This is a genomic window from Paenibacillus terrigena DSM 21567 (assembly GCF_000374845.1).
GTDB classification, from domain to species: domain Bacteria; phylum Bacillota; class Bacilli; order Paenibacillales; family Paenibacillaceae; genus Paenibacillus_K; species Paenibacillus_K terrigena.
Genome location: NZ_KB895435.1, coordinates 16,140 through 38,720, shown reverse-complemented (window position 1 = coordinate 38,720; position 22,581 = coordinate 16,140). Strand labels below are relative to the sequence as shown.

At 43.8% G+C, this 22,581-nt stretch carries 20 protein-coding genes and 1 pseudogene; 8 read left to right on the top strand and 13 right to left on the bottom strand.

What is annotated here, in order from left to right:
* Positions 1-38 precede the first annotated feature (38 nt).
* Together C558_RS0129145 and C558_RS0129140 are read right to left on the bottom strand one after the other, a co-directional pair.
* Entirely contained in the window at positions 39-545 is a 507-nt protein-coding gene (locus C558_RS0129145; protein ID WP_156826309.1) for a hypothetical protein, read from the bottom strand.
* A 353-nt stretch (positions 546-898) separates the two neighbouring features.
* Positions 899-1,795 (bottom strand): alpha/beta fold hydrolase, encoded by an 897-nt coding sequence (locus C558_RS0129140; RefSeq protein ID WP_156826308.1) that lies wholly within the window; start codon positions 1,793-1,795, stop codon positions 899-901.
* Between the two features lie 358 nt (positions 1,796-2,153).
* On the opposite strand from C558_RS0129140, the pseudogene C558_RS35265 reads away from it, so the two are divergent.
* Positions 2,154-3,314 (top strand): annotated as a pseudogene (locus C558_RS35265) (alpha-hydroxy-acid oxidizing protein).
* Between the two features lie 19 nt (positions 3,315-3,333).
* Here C558_RS35265 and C558_RS0129130 read toward each other — a convergent pair.
* The 10 genes from C558_RS0129130 to C558_RS0129085 form a co-directional block, all read right to left on the bottom strand.
* Positions 3,334-4,503, bottom strand: coding sequence for a site-specific integrase (locus tag C558_RS0129130; protein WP_018759825.1), 1,170 nt, complete (start codon positions 4,501-4,503; stop codon positions 3,334-3,336).
* A gap of 281 nt (positions 4,504-4,784) precedes the next feature.
* Positions 4,785-5,762 (bottom strand): YhcN/YlaJ family sporulation lipoprotein, encoded by a 978-nt coding sequence (locus tag C558_RS32935; RefSeq protein WP_018759824.1) that lies wholly within the window; start codon positions 5,760-5,762, stop codon positions 4,785-4,787.
* A gap of 173 nt (positions 5,763-5,935) precedes the next feature.
* On the bottom strand, positions 5,936-6,589 hold the full coding sequence (locus C558_RS0129120; protein ID WP_018759823.1) for a hypothetical protein: 654 nt from the start codon (positions 6,587-6,589) through the stop codon (positions 5,936-5,938).
* A gap of 185 nt (positions 6,590-6,774) precedes the next feature.
* Entirely contained in the window at positions 6,775-8,145 is a 1,371-nt protein-coding gene (locus tag C558_RS0129115) for a sugar phosphate nucleotidyltransferase (protein ID WP_018759822.1), read from the bottom strand.
* 194 nt (positions 8,146-8,339) lie between these two features.
* The gene (locus C558_RS0129110) at positions 8,340-9,287 is read right to left on the bottom strand and encodes an NAD-dependent epimerase/dehydratase family protein (RefSeq protein WP_018759821.1); all 948 of its coding nucleotides are present in this window, start codon (positions 9,285-9,287) and stop codon (positions 8,340-8,342) included.
* Positions 9,284-10,255, bottom strand: a complete 972-nt coding sequence (gene gmd / locus C558_RS0129105; protein ID WP_018759820.1) for a GDP-mannose 4,6-dehydratase — start codon at positions 10,253-10,255, stop codon at positions 9,284-9,286. The genes C558_RS0129110 and gmd overlap by 4 nt, the downstream gene beginning before the upstream one ends.
* A 3-nt stretch (positions 10,256-10,258) precedes the next feature.
* The gene (locus C558_RS0129100; protein ID WP_018759819.1) at positions 10,259-11,086 is read right to left on the bottom strand and encodes a TylF/MycF family methyltransferase; all 828 of its coding nucleotides are present in this window, start codon (positions 11,084-11,086) and stop codon (positions 10,259-10,261) included.
* Between the two features lie 7 nt (positions 11,087-11,093).
* Positions 11,094-11,723, bottom strand: a complete 630-nt coding sequence (locus tag C558_RS0129095) for a DUF1796 family putative cysteine peptidase (RefSeq protein ID WP_018759818.1) — start codon at positions 11,721-11,723, stop codon at positions 11,094-11,096.
* Positions 11,724-11,743: 20 nt separating this feature from the next.
* A complete protein-coding gene (locus C558_RS0129090) occupies positions 11,744-12,388 on the bottom strand; it encodes a glycosyltransferase family 2 protein (protein ID WP_018759817.1) in 645 nt (214 codons plus the stop codon).
* A gap of 18 nt (positions 12,389-12,406) precedes the next feature.
* A complete protein-coding gene (locus tag C558_RS0129085) occupies positions 12,407-14,746 on the bottom strand; it encodes a DUF4214 domain-containing protein (RefSeq protein WP_156826307.1) in 2,340 nt (779 codons plus the stop codon).
* A 250-nt stretch (positions 14,747-14,996) separates the two neighbouring features.
* Here C558_RS0129085 and C558_RS0129080 point away from each other — a divergent pair, with 250 nt between their 5' ends.
* Positions 14,997-15,692, top strand: a complete 696-nt coding sequence (locus C558_RS0129080) for a class I SAM-dependent methyltransferase (RefSeq protein WP_018759815.1) — start codon at positions 14,997-14,999, stop codon at positions 15,690-15,692.
* A gap of 56 nt (positions 15,693-15,748) precedes the next feature.
* Positions 15,749-16,459 (top strand): glycosyltransferase family protein, encoded by a 711-nt coding sequence (locus C558_RS0129075; RefSeq protein WP_018759814.1) that lies wholly within the window; start codon positions 15,749-15,751, stop codon positions 16,457-16,459.
* Between the two features lie 116 nt (positions 16,460-16,575).
* Here C558_RS0129075 and C558_RS0129070 read toward each other — a convergent pair whose 3' ends face one another.
* On the bottom strand, positions 16,576-17,385 hold the full coding sequence (locus C558_RS0129070; RefSeq protein WP_018759813.1) for a glycosyltransferase family 2 protein: 810 nt from the start codon (positions 17,383-17,385) through the stop codon (positions 16,576-16,578).
* A gap of 207 nt (positions 17,386-17,592) precedes the next feature.
* Between C558_RS0129070 and C558_RS0129065 the strand changes: the two genes are divergently transcribed.
* The 5 genes from C558_RS0129065 to C558_RS0129045 all read left to right on the top strand — a co-directional run bounded on the left by C558_RS0129065 (position 17,593) and on the right by C558_RS0129045 (position 22,577).
* A complete protein-coding gene (locus tag C558_RS0129065; protein WP_018759812.1) occupies positions 17,593-18,213 on the top strand; it encodes a CmcI family methyltransferase in 621 nt (206 codons plus the stop codon).
* A 233-nt stretch (positions 18,214-18,446) separates the two neighbouring features.
* Complete coding sequence (locus C558_RS0129060) at positions 18,447-19,556, top strand: glycosyltransferase family 4 protein (protein ID WP_018759811.1); 1,110 nt, start codon at positions 18,447-18,449, stop codon at positions 19,554-19,556.
* Positions 19,557-19,576: 20 nt separating this feature from the next.
* Entirely contained in the window at positions 19,577-20,332 is a 756-nt protein-coding gene (locus tag C558_RS0129055; protein WP_018759810.1) for a glycosyltransferase family 2 protein, read from the top strand.
* 3 nt (positions 20,333-20,335) lie between these two features.
* Complete coding sequence (locus C558_RS0129050) at positions 20,336-21,361, top strand: glycosyltransferase family 4 protein (RefSeq protein WP_018759809.1); 1,026 nt, start codon at positions 20,336-20,338, stop codon at positions 21,359-21,361.
* Positions 21,362-21,482: 121 nt separating this feature from the next.
* Positions 21,483-22,577: a glycosyltransferase family 4 protein gene (locus C558_RS0129045; protein WP_018759808.1), complete on the top strand. Its 1,095-nt coding sequence runs from the start codon at positions 21,483-21,485 to the stop codon at positions 22,575-22,577.
* Positions 22,578-22,581 lie beyond the last annotated feature (4 nt).

Here is a 22,581-nt window from a genome sequence, read left to right as displayed (position 1 = left end):
AGATAAAGTGTCCCGTTAGTGTAACATGATATCGTTCTTTAAATCGTGATAACCTTTTTATATGAAAGCCACAGAAAACGGTATTTAATTATTACCTTCTGAATAAGTTCATCATTGTCAATTGTAATAGCATATATCTTATCGTCTTCAGTAGAAGTTCCCTTATTTACTTTATCTAATTGTTTTTGCGGATCTGTATTGGTTTGAAGTCCTATTGATTTCAGATCTCTAAAATTGTACTTACTTTCTTCTTGCCCCTCGAAATTTCTCGAAATGATAAATCCCTTCAACGAATTGCTCACCTGAATCATTACTTTTGTTGGCTCATTATTGTTGTTAACAAGGACTTCATTAATACTAATCTTAGCAAGACTACTTTTATTCCCGACTTCCACTAATAAAACACGTTTTTCAAACGATGATCCGATAACTGCCACTACCAAGGGTGAGTTATTTATTAAATAAATAGAATAAACGATAAAGGAAACGAAAATTACAATTAGAAAAGAAATTATTACTTTAATCGATAATTTGATATCACTCACCTCCATATTAAACTTTACCATATATATGGTTAAATACCGTATTGATGTTTATTGTTCTAACTAAGAGTCCACTGAACTAATCTGCCCGTTAGCGTAACGAAAAAAGCAACCGAATCGATAATCGGCTGCCTTCTTGTTGCGATTGAACTATCGTGTCCCGTTAGCTTAATAAAATGATTTGCTCTAGTAATTCATAGGAAGCATAAAAACCGAGGATTCTGGTTATTACCCAGCAGTTACTCGGTTTTTATATAATGAATATGATCGACAAGAAGTATCCATAGCCGTCCTCATTTACATAAAATAATATGTTCTCGTCACCGATAGTTGCCGATTATATGCGCTTGAGCAGATTAATCTCGACTTGCTTCGTAAATCTTCAGCGCCAAATAAGCTGGCCTTGTGCGCGTATCCGTAAAGTGGTCCCCATCGCCAACGATCAGACGGAACAGACCAAGTCGTGTTGACATGTGGGGATTCCAACCGTAGCCCTCTCCTTGAGGCAATACATTATCTTGATAGAAATATACATAGCTTTTGGGGGTTGGCAGCGCGTAGAACGCTTTAAGATCCAGTTTCTCGAAAAGTGGTTTAGCTGGTTCAGGAGAGACACTTTTATAGAATAGTTTGGCATCCTCCGTGGAGGCTGTATTTACGAACAAAGCCCTAAAAAGCTCAAACGGAAGCATAATCGTATCGTCTTTCGACATGGTTCTGAGCTGTTCAAAACCTTGTCTCGTTTGAGGCGGCAACTCGTCAGCAAGCGATTCTCCATCTTTCAATACGAACGCATCCCAGAAGACCAGACGCTTGATACGGTCAGGCACCTGTTCCGCAACTTTTTGGATAACTGTGCCACCGAAGCTGTGCCCAACGAGAATAATGTCGTGCAAGTTCAACTGTTTTATATAATCAACGACTGATTTCGTAATCATTGCATGCGTGACTTTTTTATTTGGATCTGATCCGTGGCCTGCATATTCTGGAGTATATACTGTGTGCCCTTGACTGCGCAATTCAGCAGCTACGCCGTCCCAGAAGTGTGCATCCGCCCAGGAGCCATGCACAAGTACGAAAGTAAGTAGCTGAGGCGGAGAATACCGGTAGCTTCCTTTCGATTCTATGGGATAATGCCACCAAGGCCATCCAGTGTCAGAATAGGGGTTGTAATACTGCCCCTGGGGCACGAACCGGTAATAAGGATTTGGAATTGGATAATTCCCCGATTGATAAGGAAACACAAACAACATCCTCTCCTAGACGACATATTTGAGTTTATGACTCTAGCATCTAAAAGATTCACGCTCCCGTGGACAGTTTTAGCTCCTAGGCTCTAGAATACTCATTCTCAACGGATAAAGGAAAAAAGTAAACCTCAGCAGCTACTCACCTACGACCCTTTCGTTAACTTCTATGCATGATGTATTCGCGAAGTGATTGATCTATCCTCCCTGCTCAACACAATTTAAGATTTTCCCCCGGCTTCAGACAAGGCTTCATCCGTACAAGCGGCGCAATTTAAAAGCCAAGATATATATGGGTTTTCGTTGGAATAATAAACCCAATTGGTGGTGATTATAAATGCATATTACATGGGGGGTGCAAATTATGACTTTACACAGTGAAGACATACAAATGAACATCTATCAATGCGGAGATGAAGCCGCAAAACTATTACCTGTATCGTTTGATGAATGGGAAGATCGGGCACGAAAACAACTTGCTGCTGCACCTTTTGGATACGTTTATGGCGCCGCAGGATCTGGGGATACACATCAAGGTAATGTTGAGGCCTTTCAAAAATACCGTTTAAGACCAAGGGTTTGCTGTGATACTACTAAGCGTGATCTGTCGATATCGATCTTTGGATGCAAATTTCCTGTTCCCTTCCTCCTTGCGCCAATTGGAGTAAATACGATTCTTCATCCTGACGGCGAACTAGCTCCTGCGAGGGCTGCAGCGAAGTCAGGAGTTCCATATATTCTTAGCAATGTATCAAGCATTTCTTTGGAAGAGGTTGCCAAAGAGATGGGTGAATCCGTAAGATGGTTTCAGCTCTACCCCCCTAAGGATCACGAACTTACGAAAAGTTTTCTTCAACGTGCAGATGTTGCAGGATTTTCTGCAATCGTCGTAACAGTGGATTCACACTGCTTGGATGGCGCGAGACAGATTTACGTAATGCCTATCTGCCGTTCCTTACTGGACAAGGTATGGGTAATTATTTTACGGACCCTGTATTTTGCTCGAAGCTTAAAGAGGCACCGGAAAAGAATGTTAAAGACGCTGCCCTTAAAGCATTGGAAGAAGGCAATAACACTTGTTTCACATGGAAAGAATTAGACTTTATACGTGAACATACTCGATTACCTTTACTTATTAAAGGAATTACTCATTCAGACGATGCAATTATGGCTTTAGAACATGGTGTAGATGGTATTATCGTATCTAACCATGGAGGGCGTCAGCTCGATGGAGCAGTATCTACGCTAGACTCCCTACCTTCGATATGTGAATCCATACAAAATAATCCCCGTTTTAATGGATAGCGGTATTCGTCGTGGGGCTGATATCCTTAAAGCAATTGCTCTTGGCGCCTCTGCCGTTCTTATAGGTCGCCCATATGCATATGCTATGGCCGTTGCAGGGGAAATAGGAGTTCAGGAAGTTATTAATCATCTCATTGCCGAGACCGAGCTGCAATTAGCCATATCTGGAAGAAGTTCCATTCAAGATGTGGATAAAACCCTTATCATAAAAGTAAAATGATCAAAAATATCCTAGAAGCCTAGCCTCTCAAATCATTCCCTATCTTCCTATTATCCTCTTTCTCTCTTTCACTCCCGCTCTTAATCAACATGTCTAATCCATCCGCTGCATCCGCTTGTAAGTTAGGAAGTAAATGCGAATAGGTATCCAATGTGATGACAACAGATGAGTGTCCTAGGCGTTCGGAGACAATCTTAGGATGTACGCCTTGCTGAAGCAATAGACTTGCATGGGTATGCCGGAGGTCGTGGAAGGTGATTCGTGGTAATTCCAATCGTTCTATAAACTTATTCCATACTTTCATAATGGATCGTGTGCTTGCTGGTGTTCCTTTGGATGAGCAGATTACCAGATCATTCTTCTGATAATCTTCTCCTTCCTTTACCATTTCCATGACAATAAGTTTGCGTTGCTCCTTAAGTCGAGCTACGGTTTCCGTTGAGATCGCAACGGACCGAATACTTTTCTTACTCTTCAATGTATGGTTTATTGTTTTGCCATCACGAGCGAGCGACTGCTGAACGTGAATAGTCTTATTGTCAAAATCAATGTCAGCCCAGCGTAATCCAAGTAACTCGCCCTGGCGCATCCCTGTCATGAGTGCAAGGTACATTGCAATGGAATACCGACTCCCGTCGTGAGTCGCTTCAAGAAATCGATTGATTGTCTCCAAATCCCATACCTTAAGCTCTCTTCTTTCACCTTTAGGCTTACTTACCACACTAGCCACATTCCGTCTAACAAGTTCCATCCGGAACGCTTGGTTTAAGGCGGTGTTGATGACGGAGAAGATCCGCTTGACCGTATTCTCCGCTAATCCTTTGCTTCGGAGTAATGAAATGAAGTTCTGTATATCCATCGAACATAATTTATCGATTGGATGATGTCCCAAATCCGGAATAATGTGAATTCTTAAGTACGATTCATACAATTCACGCGTTACTGCATTTAGATCCTGTTTATTATCCAGCCAGCTGTTCATATACTCAGCGACCGTTATTTTTTTCCCTTTAACAAATTCACCACGTTCGAGGTCTGCTTTGGCTTTAACCATTGCAGCATCAGCTTCTTTCTTCGTGCGAAATCCCCGCTTCTTTATTCTTTCCCGTTTCCCGTTAATAATCTCGCCCGTATAAAACTGAAAGAACCAAGGATTTTTCTTTGCTTTCTCATCTTTATGGACAGGCATATTTCATCCTCCCCCTGCCTACACTTTTAATAAAGACAGATTAACACCAAATTAGTGCCAAATCAATAAAAATTATCTTCAAAAATGACAAAGAACCCTTATAAATAAAGGGTTCTTCGCTTTTGTCAAACACCCTTCAATAGTGTCACCCCTCCTTGCTCGGGATTTTATGGTGTAACAAGGTTAAGGGATACAGTCAAATCATACTATGAAGGGGGCAAACTAATGGTGCGGTCATCGTAGAAAAATGGGCAGTACAGCGTCTAGACCATCGTATTCCCTTAACGACGTACAGATGGAGTCGTTGGCACATTCATATCTTGATTATAATAAGTCCCTGTGTTGTTCGTCATATTGCCACGATACATTTTTGGAGTGACCGTGCCCGTGCCTGGTCCAGCAGCGCGTTCTGGGAAGAGGCGATTAACCATGGTCGTAAATTCATTCGCAAGCCCTGAAATCGGATGTCCTGCACGAACTTGATCCGCATAACCGTTCACACGGGATACGAAGTCAGCGTTGGCAGAGACGTATACATTTTTGGTTTGAGGCACAGCCTGCTTCACCGCATGCGCAATGTGCTTCTTCATGTCATCCGTTACACGATCTCCAGATGTTGCACCAGATGTTGCACCAGGTGTTGCACCAGGTGTTGCATACGGTCTGACATGCGTCGATTGACGATGCGTCGTGGGATTCATCCCCATATCTGAACTCATATGGTGTACGATGCCACTTGTGTTACCTGTACTTCTGGTTCCATAGGTACCAGTACCATAGCCATCATTTGTAGCGATATGGGTACCCTTGCCAACACCTTTTGCCGACGTCGATTTCAAGACAACAGCTACATAAGCGTCATTACCCATCATGACGACATTCGCAGAACGAACCCCTGGAATTTTGGTGACGTGATCAGCAGCGATCTTACTTAACTCCATCTTGTTGGCTTTGTTCGTGCCATAAGGATGGACTCCTTTCGTGCCATATCGACCATCCACCCCAGTTCCATAAGTCCCATAGCGACCATCCATCCCGGTGCTATAAGTCCCATAGCGGCCATCTAGACCATACGTGTTCCCCGTATTTAATGGGTTCAAATTGTTCCGGGTTGTCGAGTTCGGCACAATTTGATTACTCGTATAACCTAAGCTGTTCGTCTTCACCTTTGACGGATTGGTACATCCTGTCAATCCCATAGAACTAACCATGATTACAGCCGCGCTTAGACAGATCAGAGTCGTTTTTGAGCTTCGCATAACCATCCTCCATCCAATTTGTAATGGCCTTGACATGTCATATCATGCATCGGTGGAGGATAAGCTATACCCTCAGGAATTTGGCAGTGAAGGAACGAAATAACCCTACAAAGTTATACCATTCAAAATGAAAAAGCCGTTCGGCCAAATGACCAAACGGCTAATCAACTATCTTATAGGATGGATCCAAAAAATCCTGAAGACACAATACCAAGCACAATCACATAACTTCCTATGGCATAGACCAGCAATTCTGCTCTCTTCTGCATGGATTCAATTGCATAAATTTCTAGTGCGGCGATAACAATAAAAATAAGATTTAGAATCAACGTAACACTGGCAAGCAGGAACCCAATCTGACCTAACAAAAGACCAATGATGGCGGCAACGATGTAACCTGCTCCGAATAACCATTGTATACCACCTAAGTATGTAATTAAATCACGCCAAGCATACTTACGACTTCCTAGCCAATTACCAAATACCCAGATCGATCCGGTTAGGAGCCCTTGCGAAATAATGGCTAAAACAATCATGCGGAAGAACATACTCGTATAGACGCTAAATCCGATTCCTCCCCCGCCTGTGAGGCTCGCTAATGGATTCAAGAACGCGCCGAATATCGAGGATACCGACACCGTCGTCCATAGCGCAAATCCAACGATAGAAGCAACGATTCCGAGGACTCCATACAACCATTGCGACCCCGTTGATAAAGCTAGCCCTTGGAATGGGCTACGAATCAATTGCACCACAATCTGCATGTCGAACGACGACCCCGACGGCCTTGGCGACCCCGAGTTCGGATTTAAATGCGGTTCAGACATAAAATGCCCTCCTTAGATAATGTATTGGAAATTTACCATTATATTAACTGATTACGGAACATATTGGAACCATTTCCCACAATAATTCTGCCTTTGGTCATGACATCCTGACATCCTTCTATAATTAATGTAAAAAAACCCTTATCAACGAAATGATAAGAGCTCCTCTTATAGTTGCCTTATGATTACATGGATTCCAGCATTAATATATCTTCCCACTTCAAATACAGTCGAGTAATATCTTGCTCCGTAACATCATGCCCCAGTTGAACCTCGATGAATTCAAGTTCTGTAATAGCCTTCATTGCATGTCCTATACCCGCGTCAATCTGAATGGTGTCGCACGCTTTGATGCTTTTTAACTGATCGCCGATCATCACGAGAGCTTCACCGCGAATGATCGTCCATAGCTCTTTGCGATGGTCATGGACATGATAACTCAAATTTTTTCCCGCTGCGATTTGTATCCTTCGCGTAATGACTTCCAATCCGTTCTCGGCTTGAATAAAATCAATAATCCGATACCATCCCCATCTGCGTTCGACATACATTGGCTGACTCTCGAACTCGTGTACGATTCCTTTAACTTGAGAGCTTGCTTCCTTCGAGCTGACAAGGATGCCGTCGGGACTCGCCGCTACGATGACATCTGACAGGCCAATCAATGCCACGGGGATATCCAATTCATTCACGATATGATTATTGGAGAATAGATGTGGATCTTTAATAACTCCTTTCCCAACCACCGAATTCTCAATTTCATCCGTCAGCGTGTCCCATGTGCCAAGATCTTTCCAGAATCCATCAAAAGGCAGGACGATGATCTTACGTGTATGTTCAACAACTTCATAATCGAAGCTGTTCGTAGTCAGCTGCTTATACAAGGCAAGAAAAGCGTGATAGTCGGTTGGAAGCCCCTTCTTCTCGAGTATAGACAGAATAAAACTCAATCGAAATGAGAATACGCCGCAGTTCCACAGGGCATTCTCTTGCAAGAGCTTTTTCGCCAAGGTTTCATTCGGTTTTTCTTTGAAATGATTGACCCGCATATACCGCTGGCCTTCATTAAGATGCGGAACAATATATCCATAAGTCTCTGCCGGATATGTTGGCCTTACACCGATCAGCGCCAGATCAGCAGAGGTGTCATTCAGAACCTGCTCCATATCTTTGATTCTATCGAAAAAAGAAGCATCGACAAAAGGATCGACAGGCATCACCGTCATGACTTCGTTCATATCCATATGGAGCTCAGAACGCATATATAAGGCTGATAGAACGATTGCCGCGAAAGTATCTCGCCGTTCCGGTTCCACCACGATGTTAACATGGTCTTGGATTTGATTGACTACAATTTCTCTCTGCGCGCTGCTCGTTGCTATCATGGCATGTTCAGCTAATCCTGCGTCTTGAATTTGCCTCCAGACCCGCTGGATCATCGACTCATATTGTCCTTTGTTGTTCACAAGCACTTTAAGAAATTGTTTGGACCTCGCATCATTGCTTAACGGCCACAACCGTTTTCCAGACCCCCCAGACAACAAGACTAATCGCATTCCTTCCCCTCCAGTACGCATGCTGCCACTCAAAATACTCCATGTGACACCATATTCGATAGAACGCCAAAGAGTAAGGGTGATTCAACCAAAAGTTTCACCCAACAATGACTTGAAGAATACGAGCAAAAAAGAAGGTTTGGTGTACTTCACGGCGTTTGCCAGAGGGCATAGGCACTTGTCCGTTATGTTATTCACTCTCTCTTACTATGCTTCACTCGCCACCAATCTAGGGTCTGCAACAATCCTTCATGAAACGGAATGGAAGGCGTCCAATCCGTCGCTGCATGGATCTTATCAGCACATCCCACAAAGAATGGTACGTTGGATGTCCGCAGCTTGTTGGCATCCCTCTTGACTTCAAATGTGACCTTGGATTGCAAAATTAAATACGACAATATATCTTCGATCTTCCTAGAAACACCTGAGCATACATTATAAAAACCATTGGGTACTTCATGCTCAAGCAGCTGAATATAGGCATGAATGACATCGTCAATGTATAAAAAATCTCTCTGTACCGTTATATCACCGACCTTAACAAAGGGAGCACATCGATTCTGCTCAATCGCGACAATTTGCGATATAAAATCACTTATAACAAAACCTGGCCCCTGTCCTGGACCAAAGTGATTAAATGGACGCACATGAACAAGCTCTAATTGATTTTTCTGAGCCATCTGTAATGCAAGTTGTCCTGCTGTAAATTTGCTCACAGCATATGGATTTTGCGGCGAACAGGGTGAATCCTCCGTCAAAGGTACGCCCATGAGTGCGCTGATTCCATATTCTTCGCTTGAACCGATCGATATGATTCTTGCTTGCTGCGCCGCATGGCATACAGCATCGATCACATTCATCGTACCTATCACATTCGTCTGAATGGTGTGCACGGGATTGCTCCATGATAGTTCGACAAGGGTCTGTCCTGCCAGATGCACGATGCATGCAGGCTTAAACTGACGCAACACCTCGACCAGAGTGTCCGGCTCCAACACATTCATATAGCGGCAAATAACGGGAGCATCGAACGTAACCTCTGCTCGATGAACACCCGCCACAACCTCATGGTCACGTTCTACTAGAGCCCGAACTAATCGCCTACCAACAAATCCGCTAGCTCCTGTTACAAGGATTCTCATAATTTCGATTTGACCCGAGCAAGGTCTGCCTCCACCATCATCTCAATTAATTGCTGGAGACTTGTTTCTGCTTCCCAACCCAATTTCCCCTTCGCCTTCGCCGGATTGCCAAGCAGAAGATCAACTTCCGCTGGACGATACAATTTCGGATCAATAACGATATAATCTTCGTAGTTTAATCCTACTGCGTTAAATGCAATGCTGCACATATCCCGCACGGTTGTCGTCTTCCCGGTTGCAACAACATAATCATCAGCTTCAGATTGCTGCAGCATCTTCCACATGGCTTTCACATAATCCCCAGCGAATCCCCAATCGCGTTTCGAATCAATATTGCCAAGCCGAAGCTCCTTTTGCTGTCCAAGTTTAATTCGTGCCGCACCATCCGTTACTTTACGTGTTACAAATTCAATACCGCGAAGTGGTGACTCATGATTGAACAGAATACCGCTGCATGCAAAAATGTGAAAACTCTCACGGTAATTAACCGTAATCCAATGACCATATAATTTTGCGACACCGTAAGGACTGCGAGGATAAAAAGGAGTTTGTTCGGATTGATGTGCCTCTTGGACTAAGCCGAACATTTCACTAGAGGAGGCTTGATAGAATTTTATGGAAGGATCTGTTAATCGGATCGCCTCCAATATATGAAGTGCTCCTAAAGCTGTCACTTGCGTCGTTATAATCGGCTGTTCCCAAGACGTGCCGACAAAACTTTGAGCTCCTAAATTATATATTTCACATGGTTTTACATACTGAACAGCTCGGATGAGCGAAGACGCATCTATTAAGTCTCCCTCGATCAATTCAATCTCCTTATGAATGTCCAAGTACTCAAGCCGCCATAGCGTGTTCGTGCTTCTTCGTGCGATAAGACCACAGACACGATAGCCTTGCTTAAGTAAAAACTGTGCTAGATATGCACCATCCTGCCCTGTAATCCCTGTAATAAGCGCAGTTTTCATCGTTCACCTCTCAACACTATGAATTTCTTTTCTCCAATACCATCCGCATGCATCGATTTGAATAAGGGGCTCCGTTATTTGATATTGTTCTCTGAAATCACTCACAGCTGCTTCACACATATGCAGACAATAATCATCAATAATAATGAATCCGCCTGGAGAAACTTTATGATATAAACTCGTTAAGCTATCCATTGTCGATTCATACAAGTCACCATCAAGCCGTAAAACTGCAAGTTTTTTTATTGGGGCCGTAGGCAAAGTATCTTTAAACCACCCTTTTAAAAAGCTCACTTGTTCATCCAGTAAATCATACTTTCGAAAATTCTCTTGTACTTGCTCAAGCGTTATCTTCAAAAAATTTATTGTGCTTAGATCCATTCCTTTATCTTGCGGATACTTCTCATCGTTTGGAGCGGGCAAACCTTCAAAAGAATCAGCTACCCATACCTGACGATCCGTAATCTCATGCGCCTTCAACAGACCCCGCATAAAAATGCAAGAACCGCCTCGCCACACACCGGTTTCAATAAAATCTCCCTCCACACCGTCTCTCAATACCGTTTCTACACACATTTGTAAGTTCTCCATCCGCAGGCGACCGATCATACTATGACCGATTTGCGGCCAATCCAATCCTTGGAATCGCAGTTCTTTATTAGGCGTTATCTTTTGCACAATTTCCAAACCCTGTTGATGCACGGCTTCAATAATCGATTGATGAATATCCCCATAAACAGGCAAATATTGCTCGTGTTCAAGCCAGATCTCGAATAGAATCGTTTTTTTGAGCAACTCTACGTAAAGTTCTTTTTGAGCGTTATTGATCATATTCACTTTACCCCTCGCTATAATGAACTCCTTCAAAAATGGTATTCCAAATCTCATCGCTTTTCTCGTCCCATTGGTCAGGAGCCTGAATGACGCAAACCTTCGCAAGCGGCCAATCGCACTCGATTAATGCAGCATCGGGGATTGGATTAACCAGAAGGACGCAAAAATCATGCTTAACGATCATAGACAGCACCGACTCCAATTCAACAGCCTCCTCATAGGTCCCTCCGAGACGAAAAAAGAATATGAAATTGCTTGTATTCATTTTTGCTAGAAACCTCTGTATGCGACGGTTCAGCGTATCCTTAAATTCCGGATACTTACGTAAGATGCCTTCCGTTTGCTCCGAGACTAGAAAATCATGCGCAGACTCAATCCCATATGACCGATCTTGGACTAAATAGTTAAATCCATTAAATAGCTCGCCTTCGATCGACATGTTCGGAAGTTCCATAAAATTCGCAAAGTGGTTCCGAAGCAATGAGCTCACTCCTGACAGCGAATGAGAGTACATCCAATCGATGACTCCCGAATAAGGCCTTAATTGATAACGTTCAAGTCTTTGGGCCGGATAACAGTTGTACCCTAGACTATATACTGCATCATACGTACGTTTAATCTCTGCCAGCTTCACCGCAACGCCACCTTTCGATTTTATTGATTAAAAGGCGTACCATAGGTTTCTTCCGCCATTTTGCCTCCCCACTTCATTTCATAATATCGCTCATACAACGGCCAAGTCGTATTCACAATAAATCCGAGATTCGAATCGGATTTCACGGTAGAACTAACGTGATGCATGACGGGAAGCCCTGTAAAAATTTCATCGTAACCGGCAAGGCGAAGTCTGCGGTGGTAATCGATATCGGAAAAATAGCTGCTGAAAGTAGTATCCCAGGAACCAGCAGCTCTTACGGCTTCCATATTATAAGCGGCCAACGCATCGAAATTGGTCAACGCAAGCCCCCATTTGTGCCCGCTTACTTGCAGGCCATGAAGGATCTCCAAAAATCTCTCTGGCGTCCCAGCATTCGCTTCCGCATCATTATGCATGTACAGAACCGCGTCGCAGTTCCGCTCGCTCGCTAATCGCTGGAAATAATTCATCGACTGCGTGAAGCTAAGCGGAACCGGAGGTTCATGAACAGACACTAGATTCGATACACTTGCTTGTCGCAGTTCCCGTTCGGAAGAATTGTCAATGACTACGGTATGGTCCCAATATGGCTGAATGCTGTGGACTGCTCGGATCAGCAAATCCGGACGATTGACATACGGTATTCCAACGAGGTAACGCATCGTCCTATACTCCTTTCTTTAGACCATTTTCAATTGATGATTGATCTTCATCGCGGTTTCGTCCCAACTCCATTTTCTTACGATACCGTTAGCAATCTCTTCACTTCGTTGCCTTGCATGTTCACGATTTTCGTATACATGGCGCATTAAATAAGCCATATGATCGAAATCCGGTTCCGCCCAATTGAAGTTCGTATAGTAAGGGCATTTGCTGATGGCAGGTACTAACGATTTGACTCGAATGGGATAACCGGTATTGTCATTTAAGAATTCCTTCTGTGCGCTCCAGTCGGTGGCAATCACGGGTATTCCGCATGCCATCGCCTCCAAGATCGGCATTCCCCAACCTTCCCCTCTGGTTGGCAGAACAAAACAATCTGCCGAGCGGTAAAGGCTTCCTAACATATAAGACGGTAACGTTTGATTGTGCAGTATAAGTATTTTAGAATCTATGTCTTTAATGTTCAGCTTACGGATTTCAGCGGCAACGTTAATGGAGGCGTCTATATTGATGATTTTGCACACGAGTAATACATCCTCATGCGCAAACTCCCGTACAAACGACAGTAACAAATCAATTGGAGATTTGCGCTCACCCCATTCAAAAATAGATAAAAATGTGAATTTGTCCGAGAATCGGGATCCGCGAATCGTTGGATTAAAGTAGTTCGGATCAATTCCCAGTGGAATGACATGAATAGGCACGCGAACGCCGCTATTTCGGAAGGTTTCTGCATTAAATTGCGAAGGTACCCAGACTTCGTTCATCATGTTGCACTGCTGCACCCACTCCTGAGGGATACCGTCTACTTCCAGCATCGTAAATCCAACTTTGTATGACCCGCTATTCTTGTAGAATACATCGCCTTGCCCATACACAACTTCCGTTGCGTGAGGGTGGCGATGCCGCATACGAAACAGATTGATGCGATAGTCATCGCTCATCTCGGGCTCATTCAATTTAAACGGCGTACCCGCCCCATATACATACCGATAGTGCATTTTTACCTGCTGACGATCCAGCGCAATCATTAAATTGCGGGAAGAAACAGCATATCCGGTAGGCAAATTCGCGATAGAATGCCAATTTAATGGTTGGTGGTATTGTGCCTGCAATGGCTGCTCCCACTTTTGGCGGAATATACTACGGGAACGTTCAAACATAATTGAAAAATTGACTTTATTCACAGCCGTCGTCGTATTCTGCAAGTGCGTTAACGTTACTCTCCCGTCATAGACCACCCTATATCCAGCACCTAATGCTTTTAAACAATAATCCGTATCTTCGAAATAGGCGAAATAATCCATATCTAGACCGCCGATAACATCGAACAGCTCCCTCTTAATGTACACGCATGCGAACACAACACCCTGTACGTCACGAACCGAAGAATACTGATTGATATCGACTTCCTGCCCGCCAATTTGTTGTCCCCAATTGGTCTCGGGGTAAATATAAGTGCCTGCATGCTGCAATTCTCCATTCTGTCCACGCAATCTGCAGCCGACAATACCGATTAACGGATCTTCAAATGCCGTTTCTTGCAGCATCGCAACCCATTGATCCTGTCCGACCACAACGTCATTATTCAGCAGGATAACGTCGCTATTCGGATCGCAATATGCAAGGGCACTGTTATTTCCCCTTGTGAATCCAATATTTGACCCGTTAGCCACCGTCTTAACCCAAGGCAGAGTACTTAAATATTCAACCGTTCCATCCGTGCTGCCGTTGTCGAATACGATGACATCAATCTGGTCTTGTTCCATGGTGTCTTGCAGCGATTCAAGGCATTGCTTCGTAATCTCCAGACCATTCCAAGTCAGGATAATGATCGATACTTTCTTGTGAAGATGTTTCTTCGCCCATATAAGTTGTTGATGAGGTGCTTCGCCTAGCCTTAGGTTAAAATGCCCGTACTTCACCGTTGCATTATCATCCCAGTCAGGTCCGGGTGAAGCAAGAATCGAGTTACACTCATTCGACAACAAAATGCCATTAAGAAGAGATATCCGAGATCTTCCTCTACGAAGCAAATATAAATGGTGATACAATCCCGCTTCATCGGCTTCCCGGCATAGTAGTTCACCATAGAGTTCCATGACAAAAGAACGATCATCGAGCGAAAGCAGAAATCGAATTTGATTTGCTATGACTGGATGATTCACATATACGGGGGTCGCAGTCAGTTGCTTGTAATATTGCCCGGCTTCCTCGCTCCGCAAAAAAGCAGAAACCAGCGAAGCTCTTGAAAAGCCTGAAAGAAGCAGATTCATATAGTGACGCATTCCCTCATCTTCCGGCTCACGACCAAGTAAGTCTCGATAAAGTTCTGTGAGAAATGCTTGATTCTCCATACGGAAGATTTGGTGCAGTTTTTGGATTATTTTCAGAATAACCCCTCCATCCCTACGGGTCATATGAAGCATTTAAATACAATATATTAACAGCCATACTGTTTTGATTGAGCGTTTGACCTTCATTTGAAATAGGTCAACAATCCCACACATCCATTATGGTTATGAATACTTTAATGTAACAAAGTAATACTCTTACAAAACGATTTAAGAAAGCCTTCAGTTTGAAGCTTACGAATGGAGGAAAACGATGATTTATTTTTGGAATGAAATCATATGCCCGATTCTTAGAATCACTAGACCGAATACGATTGTGGAGATCGGTTCAGCTCAGGGGTTTAATACGACGAATCTACTCTTATATGGTCAATCGGCAGGTAGTAAGTTAATTGCGATCGATCCCCATCCACTTTTTGACGTTGAGCAGATGAAGCAGGTATGGGGAAGCCAATTCGAAATGATACAAGATTATAGTCTTCAAGCCTTGCCTAAACTCGGCGCATACGATGCGATACTCATTGACGGAGATCATAATTGGTACACGGTATTTCATGAACTTAAGGAGATTGAAAAAACAGAGAACTTTCCTATTATATTTCTCCACGATACAGAATGGCCTTATGGTAGAAGAGACATGTATTATTTCCCTGAATCGATTCCTGAGTCATACCGCAAACCGAATGCGGCAAAGGGGATCATGCCGGGAATTAGCGAACTTGTCGATGGAGGACATAATGCAACGGTAAATAATGCTCTTTACGAATATGGCGACAAGAACGGAGTATTAACCGCAATAGAAGATTTCCTCTCGGAAACTAGCCTGAATCTTCGTTTTCATCGCGTACATTCGCAACACGGTCTTGGCATCATCGTTCCAAGCGGTTCCTCTATTCACACCTACTATAATCAAATGATTGAGGAAATTATTAGACAATCCAATCTATAGAAAACAATCCGCAGACATGGAAGCATCTGCGGATTGTTTCATTACCTCGAATCTTTGTGGAACATGATAGGAAAGGAGAGATCATCATAGATCCATATAAAATAGCGTTTATATCATGCGTTAACGACGAACCGTTGTATTCTCAATGCGTGCATTTTATAAAACAATTAGTCATTCCTGCCGGCTTCTCCATTGAGATTATTCCAATATTCAATGCCAAGAGCATGACTTCCGGGTATAATCGCGGCATGCGCAGCAGCAACGCCAAATACAAAGTTTACTTACATCAAGATACATTTCTGCACTACCCTCTGTTCCTGGAAGAATGTATCCATATATTTCGCCAAGATACATCGATTGGCATGATCGGCATCACGGGCACAAGGAAACTCCCTGCCACTGGTACTTGGTGGGAAGGGGAAGATCTGCTCGGTAAATTCTATGCCATAGTCAATGGGAATAGTGTATTGTTTACCCTACATGATTCTCAGTTGCATTATGAAAAGGCTCAGACGATTGATGGCGCACTCATCGTTACGCAAGTTGATATGGATTGGGATGAACAGATTGCAGACTTCCATTTTTATGATGCTTCCCAAGCCATTAATTTTGGATTGCATGGATATCAAGTCGTGGTTCCATCTCAACCGTTGGCATGGATTACCCATTACCGTGAACACGACACAGATGTAGACCGTTACGAGCATTTCAGGCACAAGTTTCTACAATTATACGGAAGGTTTTTTTTACCTCTCGGTTCGGACTAAGGTTAGAAAGGACTTCATCATCTAGAAGAAAATGTCTCTCATACTGGAACGGGGAGTAGTGTTCATGGTGAACGTTACTCCCTTCTTAGTATTGGGCACGCTCACCTGAAACCATATTATGACTTCATGGAAATGGCCCCGTGTATATCGGCATAATTAAATGAATCGTCGACAACGACGTAAGATTTATGCCCCCACTTTTCACGGAATATGGATTGGTTGGATTGATATAATGCCGCATCAGATGTACCCTTTTGTTGCAACCAAGTTGCATAGTCTGCTTTAGATGAAGTTTGGGTGCCCACATGCTGGTGGTATATTCCGATTGTAATCACTTTATACCCTCGATAAATTGCCTCCAGGCACACATCCATATCATAGTAGTGATGATAAGAGTATTCTTGCGCGATCCCCCCCATTTCAAGAATGAGTTCTCTGCGAATAATTAAACACATCCCATCCAGCACAACGGACGGCACATAATCTTCTACCATACGTGTCCCATGGATTTCTGCATCCAGCAAATTGCTCGTAAATGAAGTTCGGACTCCGCTACAGTGGACGGAATGTCCCCCACCAAACCCTGCGACACCTATATTTCCTATTTCATTTAACACGCGATGAATTCGTAAGTTGAATTGCGATTCCATCAAAAAAATATCATTGTGCATATACATAATGTAAGGGGTATGCAATACATGCCACGCCTGATTCATAGCCGGAATCACCCCCAGGTTATGATCATTGTGAATGTAGTAATCGCTTAGCGATTGCAGCTCCCGTTGATGAATCAAGTCGGAACCGTTATCGATAATAAGGATCGGGATATGTTGACTCGCTAAGGCTCGAATACGCGAGACGCATTCTCTAGTGGATTCCATTTGATTCATAACACTAATGACTATAGTAAAAAGCGATGAATTCATCCTACCAAAGCCTCCATTCTATCTATATGACGATATATGCATGAATTAAATTAAACGCTTATACATGTGTCATCTTCAATGAACCAAATTAATGAGACGGAATAATATAAATGGATCTAAACAAAATCTCTTTTCTAGCATCATCATTTGTTTCGATTTGGTAACCAGGAAGAGTTAGAATCCAGAAAATGTAAAGGAGAATTTGTCATGACAAATACCATTGATGAGTTCCATAAGCAGTATTATTATAGCTTGGCCTGGGGACAAACCTATTGGCTCGGTCAACCCGTCCTTAAATGCCCCTTAGATTTGTTCATATATCAGGAAATACTATATGAAATACAACCAGACATTATATTAGAATGCGGCACAAACCAAGGGGGGAGCGCATTATATTTGGCTTCCATCTGTGATTTGATGAATAAAGGCAAGATCATAACCATCGACATTATGAAATACGAACAAACTCCGGACCATCCAAGAATTACCTACTTCATAGGCAACACCGCTTCAGAAGATATGTTAAACCAGGTGAAGGAGCTAATATCTCCTACTGATGTCGTACTCGTTATTCTAGATTCTGATCATAGCAAGCAACATGTATTGAATGAAATGAACCTTTACCATCCTCTCGTTTCAATAGGTAGTTATTTGATCGTTGAAGATACAAATATAAACGGCCACCCCGTTCTACCTGACTTTGGTCCAGGTCCTATGGAAGCCGTTCAAGAATTTTTACTACAGAGCGAGGACTTTATTATTGATTCCAGCAGACAGAAACATCTTTTAACAATGCATCCTAATGGTTATTTAAAGAAAATAAAATAATCGACACCATTGTAAAGAAACAGTATGACATCAGCCAGATGTTAAGCACCCCACCGCTGTACGAGATTCATAAGCTGAGGATAGTTCAGCGGAACCGGGGTACAGTCCTGATTAATAGATGAGTATCCATAAATAAGATATTAGATCAACGTGCCGTGTCCTTTTATCCCATCGTTACATATGTAAATAACATCAAGTTTAGAAAGCATTTCCTACAGCAGGGAGTATGTCAGGTGGAAAATGAACTGTTCATTAATAATATTGGGACAATGTTTGAGCCTACAGGGTATGCCAAGGCGAATCGGCACATCATATCGGAATGGATTGAGCACGGCGTTCAGATTCGTTATACACCAGTGCATCATGAAGCTGTTAGAGTCCCGCTTGACAGTCAGCAGGAATCGCTTCTTAACTCACTAATACACACCCCGCTTCCTGGACGTCATCTCTCGTTCTTCCATTATCCTGCATCATATTTTACACGAAGAGATCATTCGTATTACATCGGCATGACCATGTTTGAAAGCAGCCGGATCCTATATACTTGGGCCAAAAGATGCAATATGATGAATGAACTATGGGTCCCCTCCGAATTTAACCGTGTATCCTTTATTAAGAGCGGAGTACTACCGCACAAAATTCGAGTCATGCCATACGGTGTGGATACGTCCATGTTCGCCCCTGGCAAAGCCCCCTTAACGATTCCAAGGCAGCGCAATTATACTTTTCTAAGCGTCTGTTCTTTTGACGAACGCAAATGCGTTGATACGCTTATCTCCGCGTTTCTCGCAGAATTCGCAGCTTCCGAAGACATCTGCCTTGTCATCAAAACACGCGCATCAACGGAAGATGAAATCACGGTTCAACAAGATTATATTAACCAAATTGCTTCAAAAAACGGAATTAAAGACATTTCACACGTCATATTGCTTTCCTCCATCCGAAGTTGGACAGAAGAAGAGCTCGCGGCACTCTATAATAGCGCCAACTGTTATGTCCTTCCAACACGCGGAGAAGGTTGGAATCTAACCGTTATGGAAGCCATGGCGACGGGACTTCCTGTTATTACGACAAATTGGTCAGCCCATCTTGATTACCTGAATGACACGAACGGATACTTAATAAACGTCCAAGGGTTCGTACATTTAAATCCAATCAATCCCCGCTTACTATGGGCCATTCCAAGTAAAAATCATCTTAAGCATTTACTACGATATGTCTATACCCATCCAAGCGAAGCAGCGATGAAGGCACAAGCCGGCAGACAAACCGTTACGCAGCGTTATACATGGAAACAGAGCGCAGCGAACATGCTTCACCGGTTGCGTGAAATTTCAAGGTAACCCATGAAGGAGTTCTGAAGATGATCAGTGTCATTATCCCAACCGTCAATCAAGTGGACTTGGTGAAACAATGTTATCAAAGCTTCATCCAGACTGTCTCGGAAACGCCTTATGAAACAATCGTTGTAGATGACGGGAGTCCAAAGCACATTCAGCAGGCTTTACTAGAATGGGCTAATAACGTATCGATCAAGTGTATTCTTAAATCGTCTAATAGCGGATTTAGTGCTGCGGTTAATGCCGGGATCCGAGAAGCACAGGGGCAGTACGTGCTTCTCGTAAATAATGATATCGTATTTCATGAACCGGGCTGGCTCGGCCATATGATCCAGACGATCCAATTGATGCCGCAGATCGGGATCGTAGGTGCCAGACTGCTCTATTCGAATCATACGATACAGCATGGCGGCGTCTACCCTACGACGAGGGGGAATTTCGATCATCGTTACCGCTTCCTTCCGAGCAATCATCCTCCTGCACTCGCCGTTGAAGATGTGAATGCTGTCACGGGAGCGCTTATGCTGATCCGGAAGGAATTGATTCAGAACATCGGCATGTTGTCCGAAGAATATTACATCGCCTATGAAGACATTGATTTGTGTTACCGTGCGAAGCAGTACGGCTGGCGAGTCATGTACTGCGGTACTGCCAGTGCCGTACACTTGGAAGGTCAGACGCGAGGCACGACATCCGCCAATAAAAATCCATACTGGCGAAGAAAGGAAATGGAGTCGAAAAAAACGTTCTGGTCTAAATGGATGGGGGCTCGATTCTAACCGATGAGTAAACTTGACATTGTCTACGTGCTAGAGCTAGTCGGTCTTGCAGGCGGCATTAAGAATGTCCTCGAGCAAGCAAACCGTCTGCATGATGCCGGCATGAAAGTTCATGTGTTCGCGCTTGACGAGCATCCGAACTGGTTTCCGTTGAAATTTTCAGTTCGAAGTTTCCCGAACTACCCTTCGATGCTGCAGGAATTAAAGCAGATGAATGCGATTAAAATCGCTACCTGGTGGAATACCCTCCCCGTTGTCTGGCATAGTTGCGATCCGAACCATGGCGGCATCGGTGTCCCTTTCTATCTCGTGCAAGATATCGAAGAAAGCTATTATCCCCTATCACCGGAAATGCAGGCTAAAGTGAGACATACCTATCAACTGCCAGTGAATTTATTGACGATTGCGGACTGGACGACAAATCAGCTATTGGAACGGTTCCAAAAACAAGCGACCAACATTTCCATTGCCGTAGATCAAGATATTTATAAACCGAATCAAACCCACGATTATGACCCGTTCCGCGTGTTAGCCTGCAGCCGTAAAAGTCAACATCTAAAAGGATTCCATATAACAGTCCAAGCAATGAAAATCGTATTGCGACATGTTCAGCAAGCATCCATGGTGACATTTGGCGCTGAGAGGCCTCGCCTATCTGGAATACCTGCGCTGCATTTCTCGCGCCCAGATGACCCTGGCGTTGCATATCTCTATGCCAATTGTGGCGTATTCGTTCAGACTTCTATGCATGAAGGATTCGGGCTCCCTATTCTGGAAGCGATGGCCTGCGGCGCGCCGGTCGTGACCACCAAGGCGGAAGGCAATGAGGAATTCTGCCAAGATGGGTGGAATTGCGTACTGGTTGAAAAAGGCGATATCGAAGGCGTGGCACGAGGCATCATCCGAGTACTAACGGACCGGGCATTTGCCGAGCATATCGCGAAGAACGGACGGGAAACGGCTCAATCTTACAACTGGGCCAAGGTCATGAATCGATTGCAACATACGCTTCGCCAATTTGGCGCCTAACTTCAGAAAGGAAATGTTCGAGAACTCGCTCCACGCTAACCTAGCGGACAGCGAGTTTTTAGCGTTGTTCTTCTAATTCTCCCTATCGGCAAATACACTCTGAGGAAGGGAGGGATACACCTTGACGCAAATCATTTGGGTTGGGAATGTATTTGATTTTACCGGATATGCCAAGGCATCCAGGCAATATGTGTTATCACTGCATGCTATGGGAATCGATGTGAAAGTCGATGCGTTTGATCCCCAACTCCCAGCGGTTGATCTACCTCACACCCAGCAAGCTGTGCTCCAGCACTTGATCGCAAAACGGAAATCACCAGGTCGCAAAGTATACATTTATCACCAAATTCCCGAAATATGGCGCAGAAAACTGCATCCGTCCGTTGGGTTTACATATTGGGAAACTTCGAAAATTTCAGCAGCGTGGGTGCAGCGGGCAAACCACATGAATTCGGTCTTTTTGCCCAGCCGTCATAATATTGAAGCATTTCGTTCATCCGGCGTCAGGGTTCCGCTGCACTATGTTCGCCCATGCTTAATCAAGACGGAATCGGGCGATCGTCCGGAGCAAGTTCCGAACGATCTGAAGCATCTCCCTCCATTTCGCTTTCTGTCTGTGTTCTCCTGGATTGAACGAAAGGGCTTCGACCTTCTTCTTCAAGCGTTCTTGGAGACATTCTCTGCTCATGATCAGGTAGCACTTGTCATCAAGACCGTAGGTTCACCCCATATACTTCAAGAAATTGAAGCGATGAAACAAAACTTGCGAATCATCGAACCACAGGCCCCCGTCTATGTCGACTTGGACATTCGCAGCGAGGCGGAGATGGAAGCTTTATATACGAATTGTCATGCCTTTGTGCTGCCGAGCCGTGGAGAAGGCGCTGGTTATCCGATGTTGGAGGCGGCTATGCGAGGATTACCGGTGATTGCAACTGGATGGGGTGGACACACGGATTTCCTTCATGCAGATAACAGTTATCCGATTCCATACCAACTCATTCCCGTAAAACCTCAAGCTTATTATGATGGTTATCAGAGCGATCAACTCTGGGCAGAAGCCTCCGTCTCCGACTTAAAGGAACTCATGCGTTATGTCTATGAACATTACCCAGCCGCCAAAGCCAAAGGTTTAGCAGCTGAGCAGTACATTCGACAGCATTTTACGCCGGAACAGGCTGCACAGGATATCGTATCCGCTCTTCAGACCTTGTAGTTCT